General features: G+C 63.5%; 23 protein-coding genes and 1 other RNA gene. 14 read left to right on the forward strand and 10 right to left on the reverse strand.

Features of this window, described 5'->3' with window-relative positions:
- Window positions 1-54: 54 nt before the first annotated feature.
- The 12 genes from ccoN to LOY26_RS18655 all read left to right on the forward strand — a co-directional run bounded on the left by ccoN (window position 55) and on the right by LOY26_RS18655 (window position 12,090).
- Window positions 55-1,497, forward strand: a complete 1,443-nt coding sequence (gene ccoN / locus LOY26_RS18600) for a cytochrome-c oxidase, cbb3-type subunit I (RefSeq protein ID WP_047581310.1) — start codon at window positions 55-57, stop codon at window positions 1,495-1,497.
- Window positions 1,497-2,105: a cytochrome-c oxidase, cbb3-type subunit II gene (ccoO, locus tag LOY26_RS18605; protein WP_003254286.1), complete on the forward strand. Its 609-nt coding sequence runs from the start codon at window positions 1,497-1,499 to the stop codon at window positions 2,103-2,105. The genes ccoN and ccoO overlap by 1 nt, the downstream gene beginning before the upstream one ends.
- Window positions 2,106-2,110: 5 nt before the next feature.
- Window positions 2,111-2,308, forward strand: coding sequence for a CcoQ/FixQ family Cbb3-type cytochrome c oxidase assembly chaperone (locus LOY26_RS18610; RefSeq protein ID WP_033699345.1), 198 nt, complete (start codon window positions 2,111-2,113; stop codon window positions 2,306-2,308).
- Window positions 2,305-3,285, forward strand: a complete 981-nt coding sequence (ccoP, locus tag LOY26_RS18615; protein WP_047581313.1) for a cytochrome-c oxidase, cbb3-type subunit III — start codon at window positions 2,305-2,307, stop codon at window positions 3,283-3,285. Before LOY26_RS18610 ends, ccoP begins: the two co-directional genes overlap by 4 nt.
- Before the next feature lie 341 nt (window positions 3,286-3,626).
- Window positions 3,627-5,042: a cytochrome c oxidase accessory protein CcoG gene (ccoG, locus tag LOY26_RS18620; RefSeq protein ID WP_033699348.1), complete on the forward strand. Its 1,416-nt coding sequence runs from the start codon at window positions 3,627-3,629 to the stop codon at window positions 5,040-5,042.
- A 15-nt stretch (window positions 5,043-5,057) separates the two neighbouring features.
- Window positions 5,058-5,585 (forward strand): FixH family protein, encoded by a 528-nt coding sequence (locus tag LOY26_RS18625; RefSeq protein ID WP_186656477.1) that lies wholly within the window; start codon window positions 5,058-5,060, stop codon window positions 5,583-5,585.
- Between the two features lie 144 nt (window positions 5,586-5,729).
- Complete coding sequence (locus tag LOY26_RS18630) at window positions 5,730-8,174, forward strand: heavy metal translocating P-type ATPase (protein ID WP_186665869.1); 2,445 nt, start codon at window positions 5,730-5,732, stop codon at window positions 8,172-8,174.
- A 14-nt stretch (window positions 8,175-8,188) separates the two neighbouring features.
- A complete protein-coding gene (gene ccoS / locus LOY26_RS18635) occupies window positions 8,189-8,404 on the forward strand; it encodes a cbb3-type cytochrome oxidase assembly protein CcoS (RefSeq protein WP_033699353.1) in 216 nt (71 codons plus the stop codon).
- Window positions 8,397-9,080: a sulfite exporter TauE/SafE family protein gene (locus LOY26_RS18640; protein WP_186665872.1), complete on the forward strand. Its 684-nt coding sequence runs from the start codon at window positions 8,397-8,399 to the stop codon at window positions 9,078-9,080. The genes ccoS and LOY26_RS18640 overlap by 8 nt, the downstream gene beginning before the upstream one ends.
- Before the next feature lie 105 nt (window positions 9,081-9,185).
- A complete protein-coding gene (hemN, locus tag LOY26_RS18645) occupies window positions 9,186-10,568 on the forward strand; it encodes an oxygen-independent coproporphyrinogen III oxidase (protein ID WP_033699355.1) in 1,383 nt (460 codons plus the stop codon).
- A gap of 185 nt (window positions 10,569-10,753) precedes the next feature.
- A complete protein-coding gene (gene fnrA, locus LOY26_RS18650) occupies window positions 10,754-11,488 on the forward strand; it encodes a Crp/Fnr family transcriptional regulator FnrA (protein WP_033699356.1) in 735 nt (244 codons plus the stop codon).
- 53 nt (window positions 11,489-11,541) lie between these two features.
- Window positions 11,542-12,090 carry an adenine phosphoribosyltransferase gene (locus LOY26_RS18655; RefSeq protein ID WP_258713976.1) on the forward strand — a complete coding sequence of 183 codons (549 nt, stop codon included), beginning with the start codon at window positions 11,542-11,544 and terminating at the stop codon, window positions 12,088-12,090.
- Between the two features lie 40 nt (window positions 12,091-12,130).
- Here the strand turns inward: LOY26_RS18655 and recR are convergent, their stop codons facing one another.
- The 3 genes from recR to dnaX all read right to left on the reverse strand — a co-directional run bounded on the left by recR (window position 12,131) and on the right by dnaX (window position 15,294).
- Window positions 12,131-12,733, reverse strand: a complete 603-nt coding sequence (recR, locus tag LOY26_RS18660; protein WP_033699359.1) for a recombination mediator RecR — start codon at window positions 12,731-12,733, stop codon at window positions 12,131-12,133.
- Window positions 12,734-12,821: 88 nt separating this feature from the next.
- Complete coding sequence (locus LOY26_RS18665; RefSeq protein WP_008093501.1) at window positions 12,822-13,157, reverse strand: YbaB/EbfC family nucleoid-associated protein; 336 nt, start codon at window positions 13,155-13,157, stop codon at window positions 12,822-12,824.
- A 64-nt stretch (window positions 13,158-13,221) separates the two neighbouring features.
- Window positions 13,222-15,294 carry a DNA polymerase III subunit gamma/tau gene (dnaX, locus tag LOY26_RS18670; protein WP_186665874.1) on the reverse strand — a complete coding sequence of 691 codons (2,073 nt, stop codon included), beginning with the start codon at window positions 15,292-15,294 and terminating at the stop codon, window positions 13,222-13,224.
- Window positions 15,295-15,417: 123 nt separating this feature from the next.
- Between dnaX and LOY26_RS18675 the strand changes: the two genes are divergently transcribed.
- Entirely contained in the window at window positions 15,418-16,185 is a 768-nt protein-coding gene (locus LOY26_RS18675) for an ABC transporter substrate-binding protein (protein ID WP_186656442.1), read from the forward strand.
- A 38-nt stretch (window positions 16,186-16,223) separates the two neighbouring features.
- On the opposite strand, the gene LOY26_RS18680 is transcribed toward LOY26_RS18675, so the two are convergent.
- Both LOY26_RS18680 and LOY26_RS18685 read right to left on the reverse strand, forming a co-directional pair.
- Window positions 16,224-16,394 (reverse strand): hypothetical protein, encoded by a 171-nt coding sequence (locus tag LOY26_RS18680; RefSeq protein WP_186656534.1) that lies wholly within the window; start codon window positions 16,392-16,394, stop codon window positions 16,224-16,226.
- 665 nt (window positions 16,395-17,059) lie between these two features.
- Entirely contained in the window at window positions 17,060-17,533 is a 474-nt protein-coding gene (locus LOY26_RS18685; RefSeq protein WP_408980743.1) for a DUF2938 domain-containing protein, read from the reverse strand.
- Window positions 17,534-17,626: 93 nt separating this feature from the next.
- Between LOY26_RS18685 and LOY26_RS18690 the strand changes: the two genes are divergently transcribed.
- Window positions 17,627-18,070: a helix-turn-helix domain-containing protein gene (locus LOY26_RS18690; protein ID WP_186656434.1), complete on the forward strand. Its 444-nt coding sequence runs from the start codon at window positions 17,627-17,629 to the stop codon at window positions 18,068-18,070.
- Here the strand turns inward: LOY26_RS18690 and LOY26_RS18695 are convergent.
- From LOY26_RS18695 to zipA, 5 genes are all read right to left on the reverse strand, one after another.
- Window positions 18,017-19,186 (reverse strand): MFS transporter, encoded by a 1,170-nt coding sequence (locus LOY26_RS18695; RefSeq protein ID WP_408980777.1) that lies wholly within the window; start codon window positions 19,184-19,186, stop codon window positions 18,017-18,019. The two genes, LOY26_RS18690 and LOY26_RS18695, sit on opposite strands and share 54 nt — an antisense overlap.
- Window positions 19,187-19,254: 68 nt before the next feature.
- Window positions 19,255-19,833 carry a GNAT family N-acetyltransferase gene (locus LOY26_RS18700; RefSeq protein WP_186656427.1) on the reverse strand — a complete coding sequence of 193 codons (579 nt, stop codon included), beginning with the start codon at window positions 19,831-19,833 and terminating at the stop codon, window positions 19,255-19,257.
- 253 nt (window positions 19,834-20,086) lie between these two features.
- Window positions 20,087-20,183, reverse strand: an RNA gene (gene ffs / locus LOY26_RS18705) — signal recognition particle sRNA small type.
- Between the two features lie 276 nt (window positions 20,184-20,459).
- Window positions 20,460-22,790, reverse strand: a complete 2,331-nt coding sequence (gene ligA, locus LOY26_RS18710) for an NAD-dependent DNA ligase LigA (protein WP_186656424.1) — start codon at window positions 22,788-22,790, stop codon at window positions 20,460-20,462.
- Between the two features lie 236 nt (window positions 22,791-23,026).
- Window positions 23,027-23,908 carry a cell division protein ZipA gene (gene zipA / locus LOY26_RS18715; RefSeq protein WP_095063709.1) on the reverse strand — a complete coding sequence of 294 codons (882 nt, stop codon included), beginning with the start codon at window positions 23,906-23,908 and terminating at the stop codon, window positions 23,027-23,029.
- Between the last annotated feature and the right edge of the window lie 141 nt (window positions 23,909-24,049).

The following is a 24,049-nucleotide window of genomic DNA, read 5'->3' on the forward strand; positions in this document are numbered from 1 at the left end:
ATACTGGCGCCGATTTTTCGACCAACAAGAACATTAAAACCGTGGAACCTTAGAATGAGCACAGCAATCAGTCCGACTGCTTATAACTATAAGGTCGTCCGCCAGTTCGCCATCATGACGGTGGTCTGGGGGATCCTTGGCATGGGCCTCGGCGTCTTCATCGCCTCGCAACTGGTATGGCCGCAACTGAACCTGGACCTGCCCTGGACCAGCTTCGGCCGACTGCGCCCGCTGCACACCAACCTGGTGATCTTCGCCTTCGGCGGCTGTGCGCTGTTCGGCACCAGCTACTACGTGGTGCAGCGTACCTGCCAGACCCGGCTGATCTCCGACAGCATGGCGGCCTTCACCTTCTGGGGCTGGCAAGCGGTAATCGTCGGCGCACTGATCACCTTGCCGATGGGCTACACCACCACCAAGGAATACGCCGAGCTGGAATGGCCGCTGGCGATCCTGCTGGCCATCGTCTGGGTCACCTACGGGCTGGTGTTCTTCGGCACCATCGTCAAGCGCAAGACCAAGCACATCTACGTCGGCAACTGGTTCTACGGTGCATTCATCGTGGTCACCGCGATGCTGCACATCGTCAACCACATCTCGCTGCCGGTCAGCCTGTTCAAGTCGTACTCGGCCTATGCCGGTGCCACCGACGCGATGATCCAGTGGTGGTACGGCCACAACGCGGTAGGCTTCTTCCTGACCACGGGCTTTTTGGGGATGATGTACTACTTCGTGCCCAAGCAGGCCGAGCGGCCGATCTACTCGTATCGCCTGTCGATCGTGCACTTCTGGGCGCTGATCACCCTGTACATCTGGGCCGGCCCACACCACCTGCACTACACCGCACTGCCCGACTGGGCGCAGTCGTTAGGCATGGTGATGTCGATCATCCTCCTGGCGCCAAGCTGGGGCGGCATGATCAACGGCATGATGACCTTGTCCGGTGCCTGGCATAAATTGCGTACCGACCCGATCCTGCGCTTTTTGGTCGTCTCGCTGGCGTTCTACGGCATGTCCACCTTCGAAGGCCCGATGATGGCCATCAAGACCGTGAACTCGCTGTCGCACTACACCGACTGGACCATCGGCCACGTCCACGCCGGCGCCCTCGGCTGGGTGGCGATGATCTCGATCGGCGCGGTCTACCACATGATCCCGCGCCTGTATGGTCGCGCGCAGATGCACAGCGTCGGCTTGATCAACGCGCACTTCTGGCTGGCGACCATCGGCACCGTGCTGTACATCGCCTCGATGTGGGTCAACGGCATCACCCAGGGCCTGATGTGGCGCGCCATCAACGATGACGGCACGCTCACCTACTCCTTCGTCGAAGCCTTGCAGGCCAGCCACCCGGGCTACATCGTCCGTGCGCTGGGCGGTGCGTTCTTCGCCTCGGGCATGTTGCTGATGGCCTATAACGTGTTCCGCACCGTACGCGCGGCCAACCCGGTAGAAGCGGATGAAGCCGCCAAGATCGTCGTCGTGGGAGCGCACTGATGAAGCATGAAGCCGTCGAGAAGAACATAGGCCTGCTGGCCTTCTTCATGGTCATCGCCGTCAGCGTCGGTGGCCTGACCCAGATCGTCCCGCTGTTTTTCCAGGACGTCACCAACAAACCCGTTGAAGGCATGAAGCCGCGCACCGCGCTGGAGCTTGAAGGCCGCGACATCTACATCCGCGAAGGCTGCGTGGGCTGCCACTCGCAGATGATCCGCCCGTTCCGCGCCGAAACCGAGCGCTATGGCCACTACTCGGTGGCCGGTGAAAGCGTGTGGGACCACCCGTTCTTGTGGGGCTCCAAACGTACCGGCCCGGACCTGGCCCGCGTCGGTGGCCGCTACTCCGATGACTGGCACCGTGCGCACCTGTACAACCCGCGCAACGTGGTGCCCGAGTCGAAGATGCCGTCTTACCCGTGGCTGGTCGAGAACAAGCTCGACGGCAAGGACACCGCGAAGAAGATGGAGGTCCTGCGGACCCTCGGCACCCCGTACACCGACGCCGACATCGCCGGCGCGCGTGACGCGGTCAAGGGCAAGACCGAAATGGACGCCATCGTCGCGTACCTGCAGGGTCTTGGCACCATCATCAAAAGCAAACGGTGACGCTGATGGATATCGGGATGATTCGCGGCCTGGGCACCGTCGTGGTGATGGTGGCCTTCGTGGGCCTGGCGCTGTGGGTGTTCAACCCGCGGCGCAAGCAGGAGTTCGACGAGGCGACCCGGCTGCCCTTCGCGGATGACCCCGAAGCCACCCGGCACGTCGAGCAAGCGCAAGCAAAAGCTTCTGGGAGCAAAAAACAATGACAACCTTCTGGAGTCTGTACGTCACCGTCCTGACCCTGGGCACCATCTTCTCGCTGACCTGGCTGCTGCTGTCGACCCGCAAGGGCCAGCGCGAAGAGGTCACCGACGAGACCGTCGGGCATGCCTTCGATGGCATCGAGGAATATGACAACCCACTGCCCAAATGGTGGTTCTGGCTATTCGTCGGCACCATCATCTTCGCCCTCGGCTACCTGGTGCTGTACCCGGGCCTGGGTAACTGGAAAGGCATCCTGCCAGGCTATTCGTACCTGGATACCGACAAGCAGACCGAGTTTGCCAACGGCCAGCCGGGCTGGACCGGCGTGCACGAGTGGGAGAAGGAAATGGCCAAGGCCGATGCCCGCTTCGGGCCGATCTTCGCCAAGTTCGCCGCCATGCCCATCGAGGACGTGGCCAAGGACCCGCAGGCACTGAAAATGGGCGCACGGCTGTTTGCCTCCAACTGCTCGGTGTGCCACGGCTCCGACGCCAAGGGCGCCTACGGCTTCCCCAACCTGACCGACAAGGACTGGCGCTGGGGCGGTGAGCCGGAAACCATCAAGACCACCATCATGGGCGGGCGCCACGGCGTGATGCCGGCCTGGTCCGAGGTGATCGGCGAGCAGGGTGTGGCTGATGTGGCGGCCTTTGTGGTCAGCAAGCTCGATGGCCGTACGCTGCCCGAAGGCGTGAAGGCCGATGCCGAGAACGGGCAGAAGATCTTCGCCGCCAACTGCGTGGCCTGCCATGGGCCTGAAGGCAAGGGCACCCCAGCCATGGGCGCGCCGAACCTGACCCACCCGCAGGCGTTCATCTACGGGTCGAGCTTTGCTCAACTGCAACAGACCATCCGTTATGGTCGCCAGGGGCAGATGCCGGCGCAGGAACAACTGCAAGGTAATGACAAGGTGCATTTGCTGGCCGCTTATGTGTACAGCCTGTCGCATCAGGAGCAGGAGCCGGCCAAGGCCGAGTAAGGCAGGCCTGGCCGCTTCGCGGGGCAAGTCGGATCGCCGCACCGCCGCTCCCACAGGTACCCCACCGAATATGGGAGCAATGGGTTACAGGTGGGAGCGGCGGTGCGGCGATCCGACTTGCCCCGCGAAAGGGCCGGCGAATGCAACCCCAGATGACCTGGATCAATTGACACCCGCCATAACACGATTCACGCCACGAACCCAACGCGACTAAAGGTCGCAGTACGACCCCAGGCTGCCATCACCGGCGTATCATGGGGCGCAGCGCGCTAGCAGATTGCGCGAGACTGCGGCCGGCATGCACTGGCCGCGGCATTTCTCCACTGCCGTGGGACTTGATGATGAGCAAGCAAATTCCGGTACATGACGTCACCCCGCCTGCCAGCAAAGGGAAGGATTCCGTCGACCTCTACGCCGCCCGCGAGAAAATCTACACCCGCGCCTTCACCGGCGTCTTCCGCCGCCTGCGCATGGTCGGCGGTGCGCTGCTGTTCCTGCTGTACTTCGGCACCGTGTGGCTGAACTGGGGCGGCCACCAGGCCGTCTGGTGGAACCTGCCCGAGCGCAAGTTCTACATCTTCGGCGCCACCATCTGGCCTCAAGACTTCATCCTGCTGTCGGGCATCCTGATCGTCGCCGCCTTCGGCCTGTTCTTCGTCACCGTGTATGCCGGCCGCGTATGGTGCGGCTACACCTGCCCGCAAAGCGTATGGACGTGGATCTTCATGTGGTGCGAAAAGGTCACCGAAGGGGACCGCAACCAGCGCATGAAGCTCGACAGGGCGCCCATGAGCGGCAACAAGTTCTTGCGCAAGTTCGCCAAGCACAGCCTATGGCTGCTGATCGGGTTCGTCACCGGCATGACCTTCGTCGGCTACTTCTCGCCGATCCGCGAACTGGCCATCGAATTCTTTACCGGCCAAGCCGATGGCTGGGCCTACTTCTGGGTCGGGTTCTTCACCCTTGCCACCTATGGCAACGCCGGCTGGCTGCGCGAGCAGGTGTGCGTGTACATGTGCCCCTATGCGCGCTTCCAGAGCGTGATGTTCGACAAGGACACGCTGATCGTGTCGTACGACCCGCGCCGTGGCGAAACCCGTGGCCCGCGTAAAAAAGACATCGACTACAAGGCCCAGGGCCTGGGCGACTGCATCGACTGCACCATGTGCGTACAGGTCTGCCCCACCGGCATCGACATCCGCGACGGCCTGCAGATCGAGTGCATCGGCTGCGCCGCGTGCATCGACGCCTGCGACACCATCATGGACAAGATGAACTACCCCAGAGGCTTGATCAGCTACACCACCGAGCACAACCTGTCCGGGCAGAAAACCCACATGCTGCGCCCCCGCCTGATCGGCTACGCGCTGGTGCTGCTGGTGATGATCGGCGCCCTGGCCACCGCCTTCGCTACCCGCTCGCTGGTCGGTTTCGACGTCAGCAAGGACCGGGTGCTGTACCGCGAAAACGCCCAGGGGCGGATCGAGAACGTCTACAGCCTCAAGGTCATGAACAAGGACCAGCGCGACCACGTCTACGTGCTGGACGCCGCCGGCCTACCGGACCTCAAGCTCGAAGGCCAGCGCGAAATCCGCGTGGCGGCCGGCGATATCGTCAGCCTGCCGGTGCAACTGTCGGTGGCGCCCGAGAAACTGCCATCGACCACCAACGAAATCATCTTCACCCTCAAGAGCGCCGATGACAGCGACGCCCAGGTTGAAGCCAAGAGCCGCTTCATCGGCCCACAGATCCGCTGAGAGAGACTATCGACAATGCCTGCCGCCACCGCCGCCAGCCCTTGGTACAAACACCTCTGGCCCTGGATCATCATCGGCATCCTCACCACCTCCGTGTGCCTGAGCCTGACCATGGTCAGCATTGCCGTGCGCAACCCCGACAACCTGGTGAATGACAACTACTACGAGGCCGGCAAGGGCATCAACCGCTCGCTGGACCGCGAGCTGCTGGCCCAGACCCTCAAGCTCAAGGCCAGCGTGCACCTGGACGACCTGACCGGCGAAGTGGACCTGCGCCTGAGCGGCGACAGCGACCCGCAGACACTGGAACTGAACCTGATATCGCCCACCCAGCCGGACAAGGACCGCAAGGTGCTGCTGAGCCGTGCCGAGGCGGGGCGTTATGTCGGCCAACTGGACGACAAGGTCGACGGGCGGCGCTTCGTCGAGTTGCTGGGCAGCCAGGAAGGGCAGGTATGGCGGCTGTTCGAGGAAGAGAAAGTGGAGCATGGGGTAACCTTGCAACTGGGCGATGAAGCGCTGCTGGGTGCGGAACACAAATAATCGCGACACTTACCCAACCTGTGGGAGCGGGCTTGCCCCGCGAAAGGGCCAGGCCTGCTTATTGATGTTGACCCTACCGGCCCATTCGCGGGGCAAGCCCGCTCCCACAGGCCCCGTCCCCGCTACTCAATGCGTGCTTGCCTTATGACCCAACCCACCCCCTGCTACCACTGCGCCCTGCCCGTCCCCGGCGGCAACCGCTTCACCGCTGTGGTGCTCGGCGAAACCCGACAGTTCTGCTGCCCGGGCTGCCAGGCAGTGGCCGAGTCGATCGTCGCCGGGGGCCTGGAGCACTACTACCAGCACCGCAGCGACACCAGCGCCAACCCCGAGGCGCTGCCCAGGCAACTGCAGGATGAGCTGGCACTCTACGACCGCAGCGACGTGCAACAAACCTTCGTCCGCCATACAGGCGACCTGGCCGAAGCCACCCTGCTGGTCGAGGGCATCAGTTGCGCCGCCTGCGGCTGGCTGATCGAAAAACACCTGCGCAACCTGCCCGGGGTCGCCGAAGCTCGCTTGAACCTGTCCAACCACCGCCTGCTGCTCAGCTGGGACGACAACCAGTTGGCGCTCTCGCGCCTGCTCGCCGAGCTGCGCCAGATCGGCTACGCCGCCCACCCCTACCAACCCGACCAGGCCGCCGAACAACTGGCCCGCGAGAACCGCAGCGCTCTCAGGCGCCTGGGCGTCGCCGGCTTGCTGTGGTTCCAGGCGATGATGGCGACCATGGCCACCTGGCCTGAATTCAACATCGACCTCTCACCCGAGCTGCACACCATCCTGCGCTGGGTCGCGTTGTTCCTCACCATCCCGATCGTGTTCTACAGCTGCGCGCCCTTCTTCAAGGGCGCGGCGCGTGACCTGCGCACCCGCCACCTGACCATGGACGTCTCGGTCTCGCTGGCCATTGCCCTGGCGTTCGGCGCCGGGATCTGGACGGCGATCAGCGGCAGCGGCGAGCTGTATTTCGATACCGTGGGCATGTTTGCCCTGTTCCTGCTGACCGGCCGCTACCTCGAACGGCGCGCCCGCGAGCGCACTGCGGCGGCCACCGCACAACTGGTCAACCTGCTGCCGGCCTCGTGCCTGCGCCTGGACACCCTCGGCCGCGCCGAGCGCATCCTGCTCAGCGAACTGCAGCGTGGCGACACGGTGCAAGTGCTGCCCGGCGCGGTAATACCCGCCGATGGGCGCATCGTCGAAGGCCGCTCCAGTGTCGACGAGTCACTGCTGACCGGCGAATACCTGCCGCAACCGCGCCGCGTCGGCGAGCGGGTCACCGGTGGCACGCTGAACGTCGAGAGCACCTTGAACATTGAGGTCGAAGCCCTCGGCCACGACTCGCGGCTGTCGGCCATCGTCCGCTTGCTGGAACGCGCGCAGACCGAAAAACCGCGCTTGGCCGAGATCGCCGACCGCGCCTCGCAGTGGTTTTTGCTGTTCACCCTGATCGCCGCGGTGGCCATCGGCCTGTGGTGGTGGCACCTGGACCCGGGCCGGGCCTTCTGGATCGTGCTGGCCATGCTGGTAGCCACCTGCCCGTGTGCACTGTCCCTGGCCACCCCGACGGCCCTCACCGCCGCCACCGGCACCCTGCATAAACTCGGCCTGCTGGTGACCCGCGGCCATGTGCTCGAAGGCCTCAACCAGATCGACACGGTCATCTTCGACAAGACCGGCACGCTCACCGAAGGCCGCTTGACCCTACGCAGCATCCGCCCACTGGGCAGCTTGGCCGCCGACCGTTGCCTGGCCCTGGCCGCCGCCCTGGAAAACCGCTCCGAACACCCCATCGCCCGCGCGTTCGGCCGCACTGCCGCGCCTGCCGACGATGTGCAGACAGTACCCGGCTTGGGCCTTGAAGGGCGGGTCGATGGCCAGCGCCTGCGCATCGGCCAGGCCACCTTCGTCTGCGCCCTGAGTGGCGCCGAGATACCCGGCGTGCCCGAGCCACGTGGGCAATGGCTGCTGCTGGGCGATCGCCAGGGGCCGCTGGCCTGGTTCGGCCTGGACGACCGCCTGCGCGACGACGCCCCCGCCCTGCTCGCCGCCTGCAAGGCACGTGGCTGGCGGACGCTGCTGCTGTCCGGCGACAGTTCACCCATGGTCGCCGAGGTGGCTGCACAGCTGGGCATCGACCAGGCCATCGGCGGCTTGCGCCCGGACGACAAACTGGACCGGCTCAAGGCGCTGCAGGCGGCAGGGCGCAAGGTGCTGATGCTGGGCGACGGGGTCAACGACGTGCCGGTGCTGGCTGCTGCCGACATCAGCATTGCCATGGGCAGCGCCACCGACCTGGCCAAGACCAGCGCCGATGCGGTGCTGTTGTCCAACCGCCTGCAGGCACTGGTACAGGCCTTCGACCTGGCCCGCCGCACCCGCCGCAACATCCTCGAGAACCTGCTGTGGGCAACCCTGTATAATGGCCTCATGTTGCCGTTTGCCGCGCTCGGCTGGATCACCCCGGTGTGGGCGGCCATCGGCATGTCGGTCAGTTCGCTGATCGTGGTCCTCAACGCCCTGCGCCTGACCCGGCTGCCAACTGCGCCGGCCACCAGCAGCCACCGGCAACCCGCCACCGCCTGAGCAGGAGCCGCCCGATGCCAGCCCTTTATGTCATGATCCCGGCCGCCCTGTTGCTGGTCGGTGTTGCCGTCTACATCTTCTTCTGGGCGGTGGACAGCGGCCAGTACGACGACCTCGACGGCCCTGCCCACAGCATCCTCTTCGACGACCAGGACCCGCGCCACCAGGCTGCGGTGAAAACGGACGACACCCCGGCCGAAGACGACAAGGAACCCCCTCCCCGTGCCTGACCTGCTTCCCCTGCTCGGCTCGGCGCTGATCCTTGGCCTGCTCGGCGGCGGCCATTGCCTGGGCATGTGCGGCGGCCTGATGGGCGCGCTGACCCTGGCCATCCCGCCCGAGCAACGCGGCCGGCGTTTGCGCCTGCTGCTGGCGTACAACGTCGGGCGTATTCTCAGCTATGCCTGCGCCGGCCTGTTGCTGGGCCTGGCAGGCTGGGCCGTGGCCAGCAGCCCGGCGGCCCTGGCGCTGCGGGTGCTGGCAGCACTGCTGTTGATTGCCATGGGGCTGTACCTGGCGGGCTGGTGGAGCGGGCTGACGCGGATCGAAGCCTTGGGCAGAGGGCTGTGGCGGCATATCCAGCCCATGGCCTCGCGCTTGCTGCCGGTGTCCAGCCTGCCCCGCGCCTTGTTGCTGGGCGCCTTGTGGGGCTGGTTGCCGTGCGGGCTGGTGTACAGCACCTTGCTGTGGGCTGCGAGCCAGGGCAATGCGGGGTACAGCGCGGCGTTGATGCTTGCGTTTGGCCTCGGCACCTGGCCGGTGCTGCTGGCGACGGGCTTGGCGGCGGAGCGCGTCAGCAGCCTGCTGCGGCGGCGCAGTGTGCGCATGGCGGGCGGGCTGCTGGTCATCCTGTTTGGCCTGTGGACGCTGCCAGGGCCGCACCAGCATTGGCTGATGGGGCACTGATAGGCCTGCTGTGCAGCCCCAGCAGCTTTTGATACAAATCAACACAGATTCCTACAGACGCCCCTAGACTCCGGACACTGCTCGCTCTATCCGGGGACCGCCCACATGCTCGACGACCTACGTTGGGATACCGACCTGATCCGCCGCTACGACCTGGCCGGACCACGCTACACCTCCTACCCGACCGCCGTGCAACTGCACAGCGAAGTGGGCTCGTTCGACCTGCTGCACGCCCTGCGCGAGAGCCGTCGGGCCGTGCGCCCGCTGTCGTTGTACGTGCACGTGCCGTTCTGCGCCAACATCTGCTACTACTGCGCCTGCAACAAAGTCATCACCAAGGACCGCGGCCGCGCCGCGCCGTACCTGCAACGCCTGGAGCAGGAAATCCAGCTGATCGCCTGCCACCTGGACCCAAAGCAACGGGTTGAACAACTGCACTTCGGCGGCGGCACGCCCACCTTCCTCAGCCCGGTGGAGCTGCGCCAGCTGATGGCGACCCTGCGCCAGCACTTCAACCTGCTGGACGACGACTCCGGTGACTACGGCATCGAAATCGACCCGCGCGAAGCCGACTGGTCGACCATGGGGCTGCTTCGCGAGCTGGGTTTCAACCGTGTCAGCCTGGGCGTGCAGGACCTCGACCCGGCCGTGCAGCGTGCGGTCAACCGCCTGCAAAGCCTGGAGCAGACCCGCACCCTGATCGAGGCGGCGCGTACCCTGCAGTTCCGCTCGGTCAACCTGGACTTGATCTACGGCCTGCCCAAGCAGACGCCAGAAGGCTTCGCGCGTACCGTCGAGGAAGTCATCCGCCTGCAGCCCGATCGCCTGTCAGTGTTCAACTATGCCCATTTGCCGGAGCGCTTCATGCCCCAGCGGCGCATCGACAACAACGACCTGCCGAGCCCGACGGCGAAACTGGAGATGCTGCATGCCACCATCGACCAGCTGACCGCCGCCGGTTACCGCTACATCGGCATGGACCACTTCGCCCTGCCTGACGATGAGCTGGCCATGGCCCAGGAAGAAGGCACCCTGCAACGCAACTTCCAGGGCTACACCACCCACGGTCACTGCGACCTGATCGGCCTGGGGGTCTCTGCCATCAGCCAGATCGGCGACCTCTACTGCCAGAACAGCAGCGACCTCAACACCTACCAGGACTCCCTTTCCAACGCCCAGCTGGCAACCCAGCGTGGCCTGCTGTGCAACCACGACGACCGCCTACGGCGGGCCGTGATCCAGCAGTTGATCTGCCATTTCGAATTGGACTTCGAGCCAATCGAACAGGCCTTCACCATCGATTTTCGCGGCTACTTCAACGACCTCTGGCCAGAACTGCTGACCTTGCAGCGGGACGGCCTGATCAGCCTGGACGACAAGGGCATCCGCATCCTGCCTGCCGGCCGCCTGTTGGCGCGCTCTGTGTGCATGGTGTTCGATGCCTACCTGGCCATGCACAACCGCCAACGCTTCTCGCGGGTGATCTGAAAAGCGAGGCGTTCGACCGCATGGACAAGCGCCTTTGGCCAGCACACTATGGGCACACACAGGGCCTCGGCGCGCACCCGCCGAGGCCTGGCCAGCACGCACCACAATAGCGCCCGCTGGCCTACACCCACGCCGTGAGTTACCCTTACGTCTTATGTGTGCTTTCCCACAAGGATCGATTGAAAATGTCCGAGCCAGTTAAACTGCGCCCACATGCCCAGGCCCATTGCAAGGATTGCAGCCTGGCCCCCCTGTGCCTGCCTCTTTCGCTCAACCTGGAAGACATGGATGCACTGGATGAAATCGTCAAACGTGGCCGGCCGCTGAAAAAAGGCGAGTTCCTGTTCCGCCAGGGTGACAATTTCGGCTCGGTCTATGCAGTACGTTCCGGCGCCCTCAAGACCTTCAGCCTCAGTGACAGCGGCGAAGAGCAGATCACCGGCTTCCACCTGCCCAGCGAGCTGGTCGGCCTGTCCGGCATGGACACCGAGGCCTACCCGGTGTCGGCCCAGGCCCAGGAGACCACGTCGGTGTGCGAAATCCCCTTCGAGCGCCTCGACGAACTCTCGGTGCAACTGCCGCAGTTGCGCCGCCAGTTGATGCGGGTAATGAGCCGCGAGATCCGTGACGACCAGCAGATGATGCTGCTGCTGTCGAAGAAAACCGCCGACGAACGCATCGCCACCTTCCTGGTCAACCTGTCCGCGCGCTTCCGCGCCCGCGGCTATTCGGCCAACCAGTTCCGCCTGAGCATGTCGCGCAACGAAATCGGCAATTACCTGGGCCTGGCGGTGGAAACCGTGTCGCGGGTGTTCACCCGCTTCCAGCAAAACGGCCTGCTGCGCGCCGAAGGCAAGGAAGTGCATATCCTCGACCCGATCCAGCTGTGTGCACTGGCCGGCGGTGCAATGGACGCCTGAGCCTGGGTTAACGGGTATACTGGCGCAATCGTTTTTCCAGGATACCCGCACCAATGCACAGCGAAACCTTCGACCTCAAAGCCCTGATCCGCCCGGTAGTGGACTTCCCCAAACCGGGCGTGATCTTTCGCGACATCACCCCGTTGTTCCAGTCCCCGCGCGGGCTGCGCTATGTCGCCGACCAGTTCATCGAGCGGTATGTCGAGGCTGAGTTCAGCCACATCGGCGCCATGGACGCGCGCGGCTTCCTGATCGGCTCGATCATCGCCCACCAGTTGAACAAGCCGCTGATCCTGTTCCGCAAACAAGGCAAGCTGCCGGCTGACGTGCTTTGCGAGGGTTACCAGACCGAGTATGGCGAGGCCTTCCTCGAAGTGCATGCCGACAGCCTGTGTGAAGGCGACTCGGTGCTGATTTTCGATGACCTGATTGCCACTGGCGGCACGCTGCTGGCGGCGGCGAACCTGGTGCGTCGTACCGGGGCCCAAGTGTTTGAGGCGGCGGCGATCATCGACCTGCCAGAGCTGGAAGGTTCGCGCCGGCTGCAGGCGGCGGGTGTGCCGACGTTCTGCCTGACCGAGTTTTCGCTTAACGAAAATTGAGTTACATACCGGGGCTGCTTTGCAGCCCCAAGATCTGAAATCAGAGTGAAATCGGCCTGCGCCCTGCAAAGGCATGCGCCAGCGTCCCGCCATCCACCAACTCCAGCTCGCCCCCCAGCGGCACGCCATGGGCAATCCGCGACGCCACCAGGCCTTTCTCGTTCAGCAACTGGGCGATGTAATGCGCCGTCGCCTCCCCTTCCACCGTCGGGTTGGTCGCCAGGATCACCTCGGTAAAGGTGCCCTGCGCTTCGATCCGCGCCATCAGCTGCGGCACACCGATCGCCTCAGGCCCCAGGCCATCGAGTGGCGACAGGTGCCCCTTGAGCACGAAATAGCGGCCGCGGTAACCGGTCTGCTCCACTGCATACACATCCACCGGCCCCTCGACCACACACAATTGCGTGTCGTCACGGCGCGGGTCGGCACACTGCGGGCACAGTTCCTGCTCGGTCAGGGTGCGGCATTGGCGGCAATGGCCCACCCCTTCCATGGCCTGGGTCAGCGCCTGAGCCAGGCGCAGGCCGCCGCTGCGGTCGCGTTCGAGCAACTGCAGGGCCATGCGCTGGGCGGTTTTCTGGCCGACACCCGGCAGGGTGCGCAAAGCGTCGATCAGTTGGCGGATCAGTGGGCTGAAGCTCATGTAGACAGGCCTGCAAGTCGGGGGAACAGAATGAACAAGGGAGCAACGACCCTACGGCCGTTACTCCCCATTTGACGCAAAAGGTCGATCAGAACGGCATCTTGAAGCCCGGTGGCAACTGCATGCCAGCGGTCATGCCGCCCATTTTTTCCTGGCTGCTCTGCTCCACCTTGCGTACCGCGTCGTTCAGTGCGGCAGCGATCAGGTCTTCGAGCACTTCCTTGTCGTCTTCATCAGTCGACATCAGGCTTTGGTCGATGCTGACGCGCTTCACGTCGTGACGACCGGTCATCACCACACTCACCAAGCCACCACCGGATTGGCCGGTCACTTCGGCGTTGGCCAGTTCTTCCTGCATCTTGGCCATTTTTTCCTGCATCTGCTGAGCCTGCTTCATCAGGCCGGCCATGCCACCTTTCATCATGGGGGTATACCTCGATTGGGTCGTGTGATGCGGCCTGGCACCGGGCCGGCCGCATGGTTATCCGTTACTGGCCCTGATTGGCCAGGGCCTCTACAGGCTCAATAGTATCCTGTCGCACCTTGGCACCGAACTGCTTGATCATCTGCTGGATCAACGGATCCTGCTCGATCGACACCACGGCGTCTTGCTGGCGCTCGGCACGTTTGCGCGAGGCCGCCTGGGCCGGGGTTTCCTGCTCTGGGCGAATCAGCTCGATACGCAGGTTCAGGGTGCGCCCCAGGTGCTGATTGAGCGCCTCGTTCAAACGCCGCTGCTGGGTGGCGTTGAACAGCGCGCCCTGGCCAGGGTCCAGGTGCAGCAGCCAGTCGTCGCCGTCGGCGGCCATCAACGTACAGTTTGCCGCGATGTTGCCTGTCATACCGGAGACAGGCAACTGTGGGAATAATTCCAGCCATTGCAGGGCCAGGCCGGTGGCCGGCTTGGCGGCCGGCAGTGGTTCGGCAGCGGGTTTGGCCTGCTCTTCCTGAACATGCTCGGCCAGTTCATCGAGGTAACTGAAGCCGACCGGGTCGCTGTCACCGATGTAATAGTCTTCGTCCGCCGGCGGCTCGTCATCACGGTCCATGCCCGCCGCTGCATAGGCGGACGGGTCGAACGGCGGCTCGTCGTAGGCCGGCTGATCACGCTGTGGCTCGGCCACGGCAGGCTGCGGCGCAACAACGGGCTCGGGGGCGACAGCAACCGGCTGCACAGGCGCTATAGGCGCTACAGGCTCTTCCCAAGGCAGGTCGATGACCTCGGCGACGGGCTCCGGCGCCGGTGCTGCGGTCTCTACGGGCACCTCAACGACAGGCGCGGGCTGATCAACCGCAGGCGCCTGCTCGACGGCCGGCGCGGCCGGGGCCGGCACAGCTTGCGCGACAACCGGCACCACGGGCTCTGCGACTGGCGGCGCAGGGGCCACCAGCGCCGCTGCCACCGGGGTTGCAGGATCAGCTGTGGCTTGGCTGATCCCCACCGGCTTTAGCACCGGCTTCGGTGCATCGTCGGTATCGGCCGGGCGGAAGGCCAGCATCCGCAGCAGGACCATCTCGAAGCCGCCACGCGGGTCGGGCGCCAAGGGCAGGTCGCGACGGCCGATCAGCCCCATCTGGTAATAGAACTGCACGTCCTCGGCCGGTAGCGCCTGGGCCAGCGCCAACACGCGGTCACGGTCGCCCTGGCCGTTGTCCACCGCCTCTGGCAGCGCCTGGGCGATGGCGACACGGTGCAGCACATTGAGCATCTCGGCCAGCACACCGCTCCAGTCCGGGCCTTGCTCGGCAAGGTTGCGCACGGCCTCCAGCAGCGCCCGCGCATCGCCTTCGAGCAGTGCCTGCAACACCCCGTAGACCTGGCCGTGGTCGAGGCTGCCCAGCATGGCGCGCACATCGGCGGCGAGCACCTTGCCTTCACCGAAGGCGATGGCCTGGTCGGTCAAGCTCATGGCATCGCGCATCGAGCCATCGGCGGCGCGGCCAAGCAACCACAGGGCATCGGGCTCGAACGGCACGCTTTCGGCGGTGAGCACATGGCTGAGGTGTTCGACCACCCGCTCCGGGCTCATGTTCTTCAGCGAGAACTGCAGGCAGCGCGAGAGGATGGTCGCCGGCAATTTCTGCGGGTCGGTGGTGGCGAGGATGAACTTGACGTAGGGCGGCGGCTCTTCCAGCGTCTTGAGCAAGGCGTTGAACGAGTGGGTCGAGAGCATGTGCACTTCGTCGATCAGATAGACCTTGAAGCGCCCACGGCTCGGGGCATATTGCACGTTATCCAGCAGCTCGCGGGTGTCTTCGACCTTGGTGCGGCTGGCGGCGTCGATCTCGATCAGGTCGACGAAGCGGCCTTCGTCGATCTCCCGGCACACCGAACAGGTGCCGCAGGGCGTGGAGGTGATGCCGGTTTCGCAGTTCAGGCATTTGGCGATGATGCGGGCAATGGTAGTCTTGCCCACGCCACGGGTGCCGGTAAACAGGTAGGCATGGTGCAGGCGCTGGTTGTCCAAGGCATTGATCAAGGCCTTGAGCACATGGGCCTGGCCGACCATTTCGCGGAACGAGCGCGGACGCCATTTTCGTGCAAGAACCTGATAACTCATCGAAAAACCATCGTAGCCTGATCGAGCGGAAGATCGCTAATGCTAGCGGAGCGGGGCCGAAATTGCACCCTGCGCGACTGGTCTAAGCTATGAAACTGGCGCGCTATCCAGGGAGGATGTGCCTTGCGAAGACTGTTGCCCCTGCTATTGCTCTGGGCCACCCACAGCCTGGCCGAACAACCGGTGCTGCGTTTTTCCGTCGCCGAGAGCTGGAGCATGCCGCTGATGCGCGTCGAAGGCGACAAACCGGTGGAGGGTTTGCTGTTCGACCTGATGCAGGCCATTGCCCGGGAAGCAGGTGTACGCCCGGAGTATCACGTACTGGCACGCCTGCGCCTGCAGGAGGCCATAGAGAGCGGCGATATCGACGTGCGCTGTTATGTCAGCCCCCAATGGTTTCATGATCGGCCGGGCAATTATGTCTGGAGCATCCCGTTGATTCATCAGCGCGACGTGCTGGTTGGCGGCGCTGGCGAAGCCGGCCCCACCCGCCCGGAACAACTGGCGCCGCAAGCCATCGGCACCGTGCTGGGTTATGCCTATTCAACCCTGCAGCCGTTGTTCGAACAGGGCCGGCTGCACCGCGAAGACAGCCGCAGCCAACTTTTGGCCCTGCAGAAGCTGCACGCGGGGCGATACCTGCATGCGGTGAGCAATGAACTGTCGTTGCAGTGGTTCAACCACAGCTTGCCGGCGGGGCAGCAGTTGCAGGTGCTGGCGGTGCTGGAGGAGCAGGAGCTGGGGTGCATGGTGCGCAGCGACCCGGCGGTACCGACGCAGGGGGTTCTCAGGGCGCTGGTGCGCATGAAGCAGACGGGGGAGATCGAGCGGATCAGCCAGCGGTATCGGGCTGCGGGGTATGCCGGGAATGCCGCAGCGCCAAGGCCGTGATGATGTGATAGCGGCCTTGCGCCCTACGCGACAATCGGTCAGTGCTGACGCTCAACTCGGCGGCTGTCGCTGTAGGCGAACATCAGGTAGTGGGAGACATTCATCAGCGCGAAGTGCATTGGCACGATGCCTTCGCTGATGGCGCGGGAAAGGGACTTGCCCGGGGGCAAGTCGAAGGTATGGAGTGGGTCGGGGACGATTTTTTTCATGCAGGCTCCATGTGGGTGAGCTGCACCCTTTTGCTTCCACGCATTAGGGTGACAACTGTACGCGGGGTGGAAGACCAGGCACATGGAAAACCCGGCAGGTATGAATACCTCCCGCGCACAGCTGCCATAACAGACAACTGCTCCAAGTCTTTCCCGGGCTTCCACACCCGATCGCTGGACCGACAGCGACCGCAAAAGCCTATGGGGTGGGGTTCCCCAGGACAATCAGACGCGAGTCGACGGGATGCGTAGGATATTTCTGCGAGCCTTACAGGGCATCGGGAAATCGGCTAGAGAAGTGTAGGAACATTCCTGGTTTTAGAGCGCGTTGGCGCTGACAGGTGTCCGCCGGAAGCGCTATATCGCCTACAAGATCGAGCGCCGCCCGCGCGGCGCTTCGCGGGGCAAGCCCGCTCCCACATTTGTTTCGGGCCGGTATTACCTGCAATAGAGGCGCGCGCCCCCTTGTTTGTCCGACGCGATATTGAGGCGGGCACCAAAGGGCCGCGCGCTAATGCTTCAGGAATAATTGGCCCGAAACAAATGTGGGAGCGGGCTTGCCCCGCGAAGCGCCGCGCGGGCGGCGCTCGATCTCAACGGCCACACAAAACTCACGCCCTGCACCCAGCCCCGCCAACATCCAAAGCCCTACCGCTAACGCCCTTTCAATCAATCGCAACCACAACCGCACTCAAAAACAACCCAACCCCAAACACCGAATGCGTCACCAGACTCTTCAGGCAGTTACGCCCAGGCGTCGGCGTTCTGGAGGCAAAGAACCCTGCCCCCATCAACGGCTGCATGAAGCACAGCGGCGCCGCCACTGTCACCACACCCCACGCCAGCGCAGGCCACAGCGTCGGCGCACTCAGCCAGCCCTCCCCGACCATCCCCACCAACATCACCGCAAACAGCACACCGATGCCATAGTGAATCAGCCAACCCCAGGCCACCTCGTTGGCCACAGGCTCCGCCTTGGCAATCGCCTCATGCCGCGCTCGCCCCTTCATCAAATGCCCCGCCCAACGCCCGACCATGGCGAAATTCAAGGTGGCGATGCCCAAGCGCCGCAGCAACACGCCCCATAGGTCCATGATCACGGTGGCGCCGACCCCGATCAGCAAAGCGGCTTGTAGCATGGCAAGCGTCATTGATTCAGCCCCCTAGGATTGACGTTCAGTTACCTGCCGCGCAGCATAGAAGTTGAAGTCAACTTCAAGTCAAGGACCTCGATGGACATTGCCGATGTCGCCAAACGCACAGGCGTCCCTGCGTCGACCCTGCGTTACTACGAAAAGAAAGGCCTGCTCACGTCGCTCGCCGGGCGTGGCCAGCGACGCCAGTTCGCCGCCGACATTGCGGATAGGCTGGCACTGATCGCCTTGGGGCAAGCATCAGGGTTTTCCCTGGATGAGATCGGGGCGATGCTGGTGGACCTTCAGGTCGATCGACAGATGCTGATAGCCAAGGCGGACGAAATCGACACCCGGGTCAAACGCTTGCGGGCCATGAGCAAGGGGCTGCGGCATGCAGCGCAGTGCCCTGAGGTAGATCACCTGGCCTGTCCGAAATTTCAGCGTTTGATGAAGCTGTCAGCAGCAGGCGCCCTTGGGGAAAAACACCTACACCAGAGCAGGCCTGGAAAAGCGCGAAGCCAGCCACCTGGCCGTACTTAGCCCTACGACCAGGAACGCCACGCCTTCAATGCTCAGCATCATCGCGTTGATCCCAAGCTGCGTGATCAATTGGCTGGCGACGTAGGGGAAGCCGAACACACCGATGAAATACGACAAGCTGAACAGCAGCAGCGCTTGTGCCGTAAGCCCTGCCGGTGCCTCGTTGGCAGCCAGCCCGTTGATCACCGAGTAATTCAGGCCGTAACCCACACCCAGAAGAACGGCCATGGCCAGATAACTTTCCGTGCTGTGCACCCACTGGTCGAACCCCAGCACGGCCGTTGCCATGATCAAGGTTAAAACCCAGGAGGTCGCCAGCGGGTGTTGCTTCACGACCCAGCCGGCCAGCAGGAGCCTGCAGGAGATCGCAGCGCCCATGAAGCCAATGAAGAAGGTCGAGTAATCAAGCCCCAGGCGGGCGGCATAGCTGGTCTGGAAACTGCCCATGGTGCCGAAGATTGCCCCGCCTAGCCCTACCATCAGGATCGACAGCCCAGAGCGCGAGCTCATCACTTTGAGCGCGGACGCCAACCCGATTTGCACCTTCTCAGCAGGTCGCTGCCCCTGAGAAGTCGAAGCGAGCCAAGCAAAGTACAACCCCGCCAACCCTGCAGCGCACGCCGCCACCCAGAACGCGAGCTGGGTAGGCAGTGCAACAAAAGCGGCGAACTTGCCCAGCAAGGGCCCGGTGCCAATGCCGGTCAGCATGCTGCCAGAGAGCAGTGCAAAACAATGGGTACGGCGCGTGGGCTCGACCATTTGCGTCACCATGATGGGGCCAATGGTGTAGAACACCCCCCAGCCGATGCCAAGCGTCAAGCCGCATGCCAACAAAGCGATGCCCAGGCTTGAGACCATGGCAAAGCCCACTGATGACCCGACCAGGCAGAGCGCCCCCACAGCGATGCTGCGAGCAGCGCCAAAGCGCTGCAGCAGGTGCCCCGAGCCGAGCACAGAGAGCAACGTACTTAGCATGGCAACAGCGAATACCTGCCCGGCATCGCTTGCAGTCCCGCCCAGCGTCTGTACCAGCATCGAGAGCAGGAACGTCGTGCCATAGCTGATGGACAGCAGGAAGCACGCGATGCAGAACACCGTTAATGGCTGAAACCTCATGAAAGCAGTCCTTGCGGGTAGGTGCTGTTTTTTATCACGGCAAGGCACAGGCAAAGGCAAGCATTTGCTTACGTTGAGATCGTCACTTCATTACCTAAACGCCCGCCCCGTCGACGCCACTGCTCACGGCTCAACTCCCAGATCTGCTTGAGCACGGGGCCACAGACGAAATGGCCCTCTTCAGTTCCCACCAGCCGCATGCCTTCGTGCACGGAAACACTGCGCGATCGGTCATTGCTCGCGGCCTTGGGCACCTGCATGACGCAACGCCCAAGCGTTTCGAACCAGTAGTGGTTGATGACCCCGCAGGCCTCCCGCATGTAGCCGTTTTTCTGCCATGCCTGTGCAAGCCAGAAGCCACGGTTGTTGCCCGGCTGGTCATAGAGACTGATGCTTCCGATGATCTGCGCAGGCTCCGTCTTCAGGCGAATCATCCAATGCCATTCACACCCGGCGTTCATGGCGGGTAATGCGATGTCTCGGACGTAGACCAGCGCGCCGTCTTCTGGGTAAGGCCAAGGTACGCGGCTGTCCAGGTAGCGAACAATGTCCCAGTGTGGGAACAGTTGCTGAATGGCGTCCGCGTCACCGAGCTGCAGCGGCGTAAGTATGAGGCGCGGAGTTTCGAGGATCGGTAGGCTGTGCATTTTCGCGGAGTCCATTCATGTAGGCGATCTGGGATGCAGGCGCAGCCCAACCCTTACATAGCGTCCGGATATTCTCAACTGCCCAGCGGCTACAACGTGCATGAGGGCAACCCGAGCGCGGCAACGTGTCCGAAAGTGGCAGTCTTGAATTTCAGCGATTGCAGAAGTTGGCAACAGCAGGAGCGCAGAACAGGCCAGAGGGAAGGCCTTAGTCTGAAAGGCTGAGGTTTTAGGACCCCAGAAATGGAGGCGGCCCCACCAGCCACACCCCGGCACTCGATGTTCCCGCTATGGCTGCTCCCTTCCGGGCCTGACCAGGTTAACGGGTAATCAATGCGGGGGGACCGATGGGGCCACCACTAACGCGACTCGCTAAGCAGCGAGCCGCGCCATTGTACCGGTCTGAGGCGAAGTTACAACCTCTGGCCGGAGAAAAAGTCATCATTTCTCAATGACTTGTTTGAATTCGGAGGTACCTTGGCGAACGACGGCCTTTGTAGGAGCGGCCTTGCGTCGCGAAAGGGTCGCGCAGCGGCCCCTGGATTTCAGCTTCGCCGCAGAGATTGCTGGGGCCGCTTCGCGCCCCTTTCGCGACGCAAGGCCGCTCCTACGAGGTCCGCGCAGGGTCAGAGGGTGATGCCTTGCTCGCCGAGGAAGGCAATGAACGCGTCTTCGTCCAGCACCTTCACCCCCAGCTCACTGGCCTTGGCCAGCTTGGAGCCCGCGCCTGGGCCGGCGACCACGCAGTGGGTCTTGCCGGAAACGGAACCGGCAACCTTGGCGCCAAGGCTTTCCAGCTTCTCCTTGGCAATGTCGCGGCTCATGCGCTCCAGGGTGCCGGTCAACACCCAGGTCTGCCCCGCAAGCGGCAGCCCTTCGGCGACTTTCTTCTCGCTGTGCCAGTGCATGCCGAACGCCAGCAACTGGGCCTCGATGGCCCGCGCCAACTTCTGGTTCGCTTCGTCCTTGAAGAACTCGCGCACCGCCTCGGCCTGCTTGGCAGCCAAGGCCTGGCGCAAGTCGATGCCATCGGCAGCGATAATCTTGTCCAGGCTATCGAGCTTGGCCACCAGCTTTTCAGCGCCGGTCGGGCCGACCGAGGGAATGTCGAGCTTGGCGATCATCCCAGCCAAGGTGGTGCTGGCAGCAAACTCGGCGGCCAGGTCGCCTTCGTCCTGCAATTGCATGCCACACGCGAGCAACTGTTCGATGACCTTGCAGTTGTGTTCGTCTTCAAAGAAGTTGTGGATCTCGTAAGCCACTTCAAGGCCGATGTCCGGCAGGTAGGTCAGCACCTGCGGCAGGGCCTGCTGCACCCGCTCCAGCGTACCCAGCGAGCGCGCCAGCACCTTGGCAGTCTCTTCACCCACATCTGGAATACCCAGGGCATAGATGAAACGCGCCAGGCTCGGGCGCTTGCTGGCTTCGATGGCATCCAGCAGCTTCTTGCTGGACACCTCGGCAAACCCTTCCAGGCCAACGATCTGGTCGAATTCCAACTTGTACAGGTCCGCCGGCGAGCCGATCAACCCTTCGTCCACCAACTGCTCGACACTCTTCTCGCCCAGGCCGTCGATATCCATCGCGCGGCGCGAAACGTAGTGGATGATCGCCTGCTTGAGCTGAGCGCCACAGGCCAGCCGGCCGACGCAACGGTACACCGCGCCTTCGCTGGTGGTTTCCTTGCCCTTGCTGCGTTTGACCAGCTGGGTACGCTCGACCTGCGAGCCACACACCGGGCACTCGCTCGGCACTTCGACCGGGCGGGCATCTTCGGGACGGCGCTCGAGCACCACTTGCATGACTTGCGGGATGACATCACCGGCGCGGCGAATGATGACCGTATCGCCGATGCGCAGGCCCAGGCGGGCGATTTCGTCCATGTTGTGCAGGGTGGCGTTAGACACGGTCACACCAGCCACCTTGACCGGCTTCAGACGCGCCACAGGGGTTACCGCCCCCGTGCGGCCGACCTGGAATTCGACATCCAGCACTTCGGTCAGCTCTTCCATGGCCGGGAACTTGTGGGCAATCGCCCAGCGCGGCTCGCGGGCGCGGAAGCCCAGCTCACGCTGGGACGCCAGGCTGTTGACCTTGAACACCACACCGTCGATTTCGTAAGGCAGGCTGTTGCGGCGCTCGCCGATGTCGCGGTAGTACGCCAGGCACTCTTCGATGCCGGCGGCATGCCTGAGCTCACGGCTGACCGGCAGGCCCCAGGCCTTGAGCTGTTCGAGGATGCCAATGTGGCTGTCGCCGATGCTTTCGGACACCTGACCTACGCCGTAGCAGCAGAACTCCAGCGGGCGACTGGCGGTGATTTTCGAGTCCAGCTGGCGCAGGCTACCGGCCGCAGCGTTACGCGGGTTGGCGAAGGTCTTGCCGCCCGCCTCTGCCTGGGCCGCATTGAGCCGGTCGAAACCGGCCTTGCTCATGTACACCTCGCCACGCACTTCCAGCACCGCCGGCCAGCCTTCGCCCTGGAGCTTTAGCGGGATGTTGCGCACGGTGCGCACGTTGGCACTGATGTCTTCACCGGTCGTGCCGTCGCCGCGGGTAGCGCCCTGCACCAATTGGCCGTCACGGTACAGCAGGCTCACAGCCAGGCCATCGAGCTTGGGTTCGCAGCTGAAGTCGACCGCACCTGGCTGGTCGAGGCCGTCGACCACACGACGGCCGAATTCACGCAGGTCGGCTTCTTCGAAGGCGTTGCCCAGGCTGAGCATGGGCACTTCATGACGCACCTGGCTGAACGCGGCCAAGGCCTGGCCGCCGACGCGCTGGGTTGGCGAGTCGGGCGTCACCAGGTGCGGGTGCTCAGCCTCTAGCGCCTTGAGTTCGTTGAACAGGCGGTCGTATTCGGCATCGGGCACGCTGGGCTCATCGAGCACGTAGTAGCGGTAGTTATGCTGGTCGAGTGCGGCGCGCAGGGCGTGGATTCGGGATTCGGCGGTCATGGGTCAGGGTCTCTTGCAAAGCAAAAAGCAGCCTTGGGGCACCGTGCCAGAACAGGGTTTGAGGTTGTCAATGCCGACCCTTTCGCGGGTCAAGCCCGCTCCCACAGGTACACCACTGCCTGCAAGGCTTACGGTGTACCTGTGGGAGCGGGCTTGACCCGCGAAAGGGTCAGTACAGGCACACTCAAAACCTGAACCGACCAGCGCGCCCGCAGGCTGCTCTTTGTCTGGATCTATCAGCGCTTCTGGGTCAGCGCGCGGCGCTCGAACTCGACGATGCGCTGGCGGTAATGCTCGATGGTCTGGGCGGTCAGCACGCTGCGCTGATCATCCTTGAGTTCACCATTGAGCTCATGGGCCAACTTGCGCGCCGCTGCAACCATCACGTCGAACGCCTGCTTCGGATGACGCGGGCCCGGCAGGCCCAGGAAGAAGCTCACCGCACGGGTGCTGAAGTGGTCGATATCGTCCAGGTCGAAAATACCGGGCTTCACCGCGTTGGCCATGGAGAACAGTACTTCGCCGTGGCCGGCCATGCTCTCGTGGCGGTGGAAGATGTCCATCTCGCCAAAACGCAGGCCGCTCTCGAGAATGTTCTGCAGCAACGCCGGCCCTTTGAAGCCACCCTCGTCGCGGGAGATAACGCTGATCACCAGCACTTCTTCAGCGGGGGGCAATTCCTTGACCGTGTTGTTGGCGGACGACGCACCGCTGTTGCGGTTGTTGTCGGCAGCAAAGTCATCATCGGCATCGGCAAACAGGTCAGGCTCGCGCGACTCGGCCACCAGGTTCAAGTCACCCTGCGGCACTTCTGCGGCACGTTTGCCACGTTTGCTGGCCTTGACCGGCTTGGGCTCGCGCTCGCGATCACGCGACGACGCACTGAGCGAGGGCAGGTCGCTCTCGTCCAGTTCTGGTTCCTTGTGGTTATCCAACACCCGCGACGGGCCGAGCACTTCGGCGCCGCCCTCTTCGTCGGGGGCGTTGGTATAACTGCGATCCAGGCGGAATTTCAACTTGCCTTTTCCGCCGCGCATGCGGCGCCAGCCGTCGAAAAGAATACCGGCAATGACAATGATGCCGATGAGGATCAGCCACTCGCGCAGACCGATTTCCATGTAATCCCGTGCCTCTATAAAAATATGCTTGAAAACAAAGGGTTCAAAGCCCTTTAACACGTGGCGCCAACTCTATGTTCTGACAGGCGTTTTACCCACGCAAAAAACGAGTGACATTAAGCTAGCACGACCAAAGAGAAC

The organism is Pseudomonas sp. B21-047 (genome assembly GCF_024748775.1).
GTDB lineage: Bacteria > Pseudomonadota > Gammaproteobacteria > Pseudomonadales > Pseudomonadaceae > Aquipseudomonas > Aquipseudomonas capeferrum.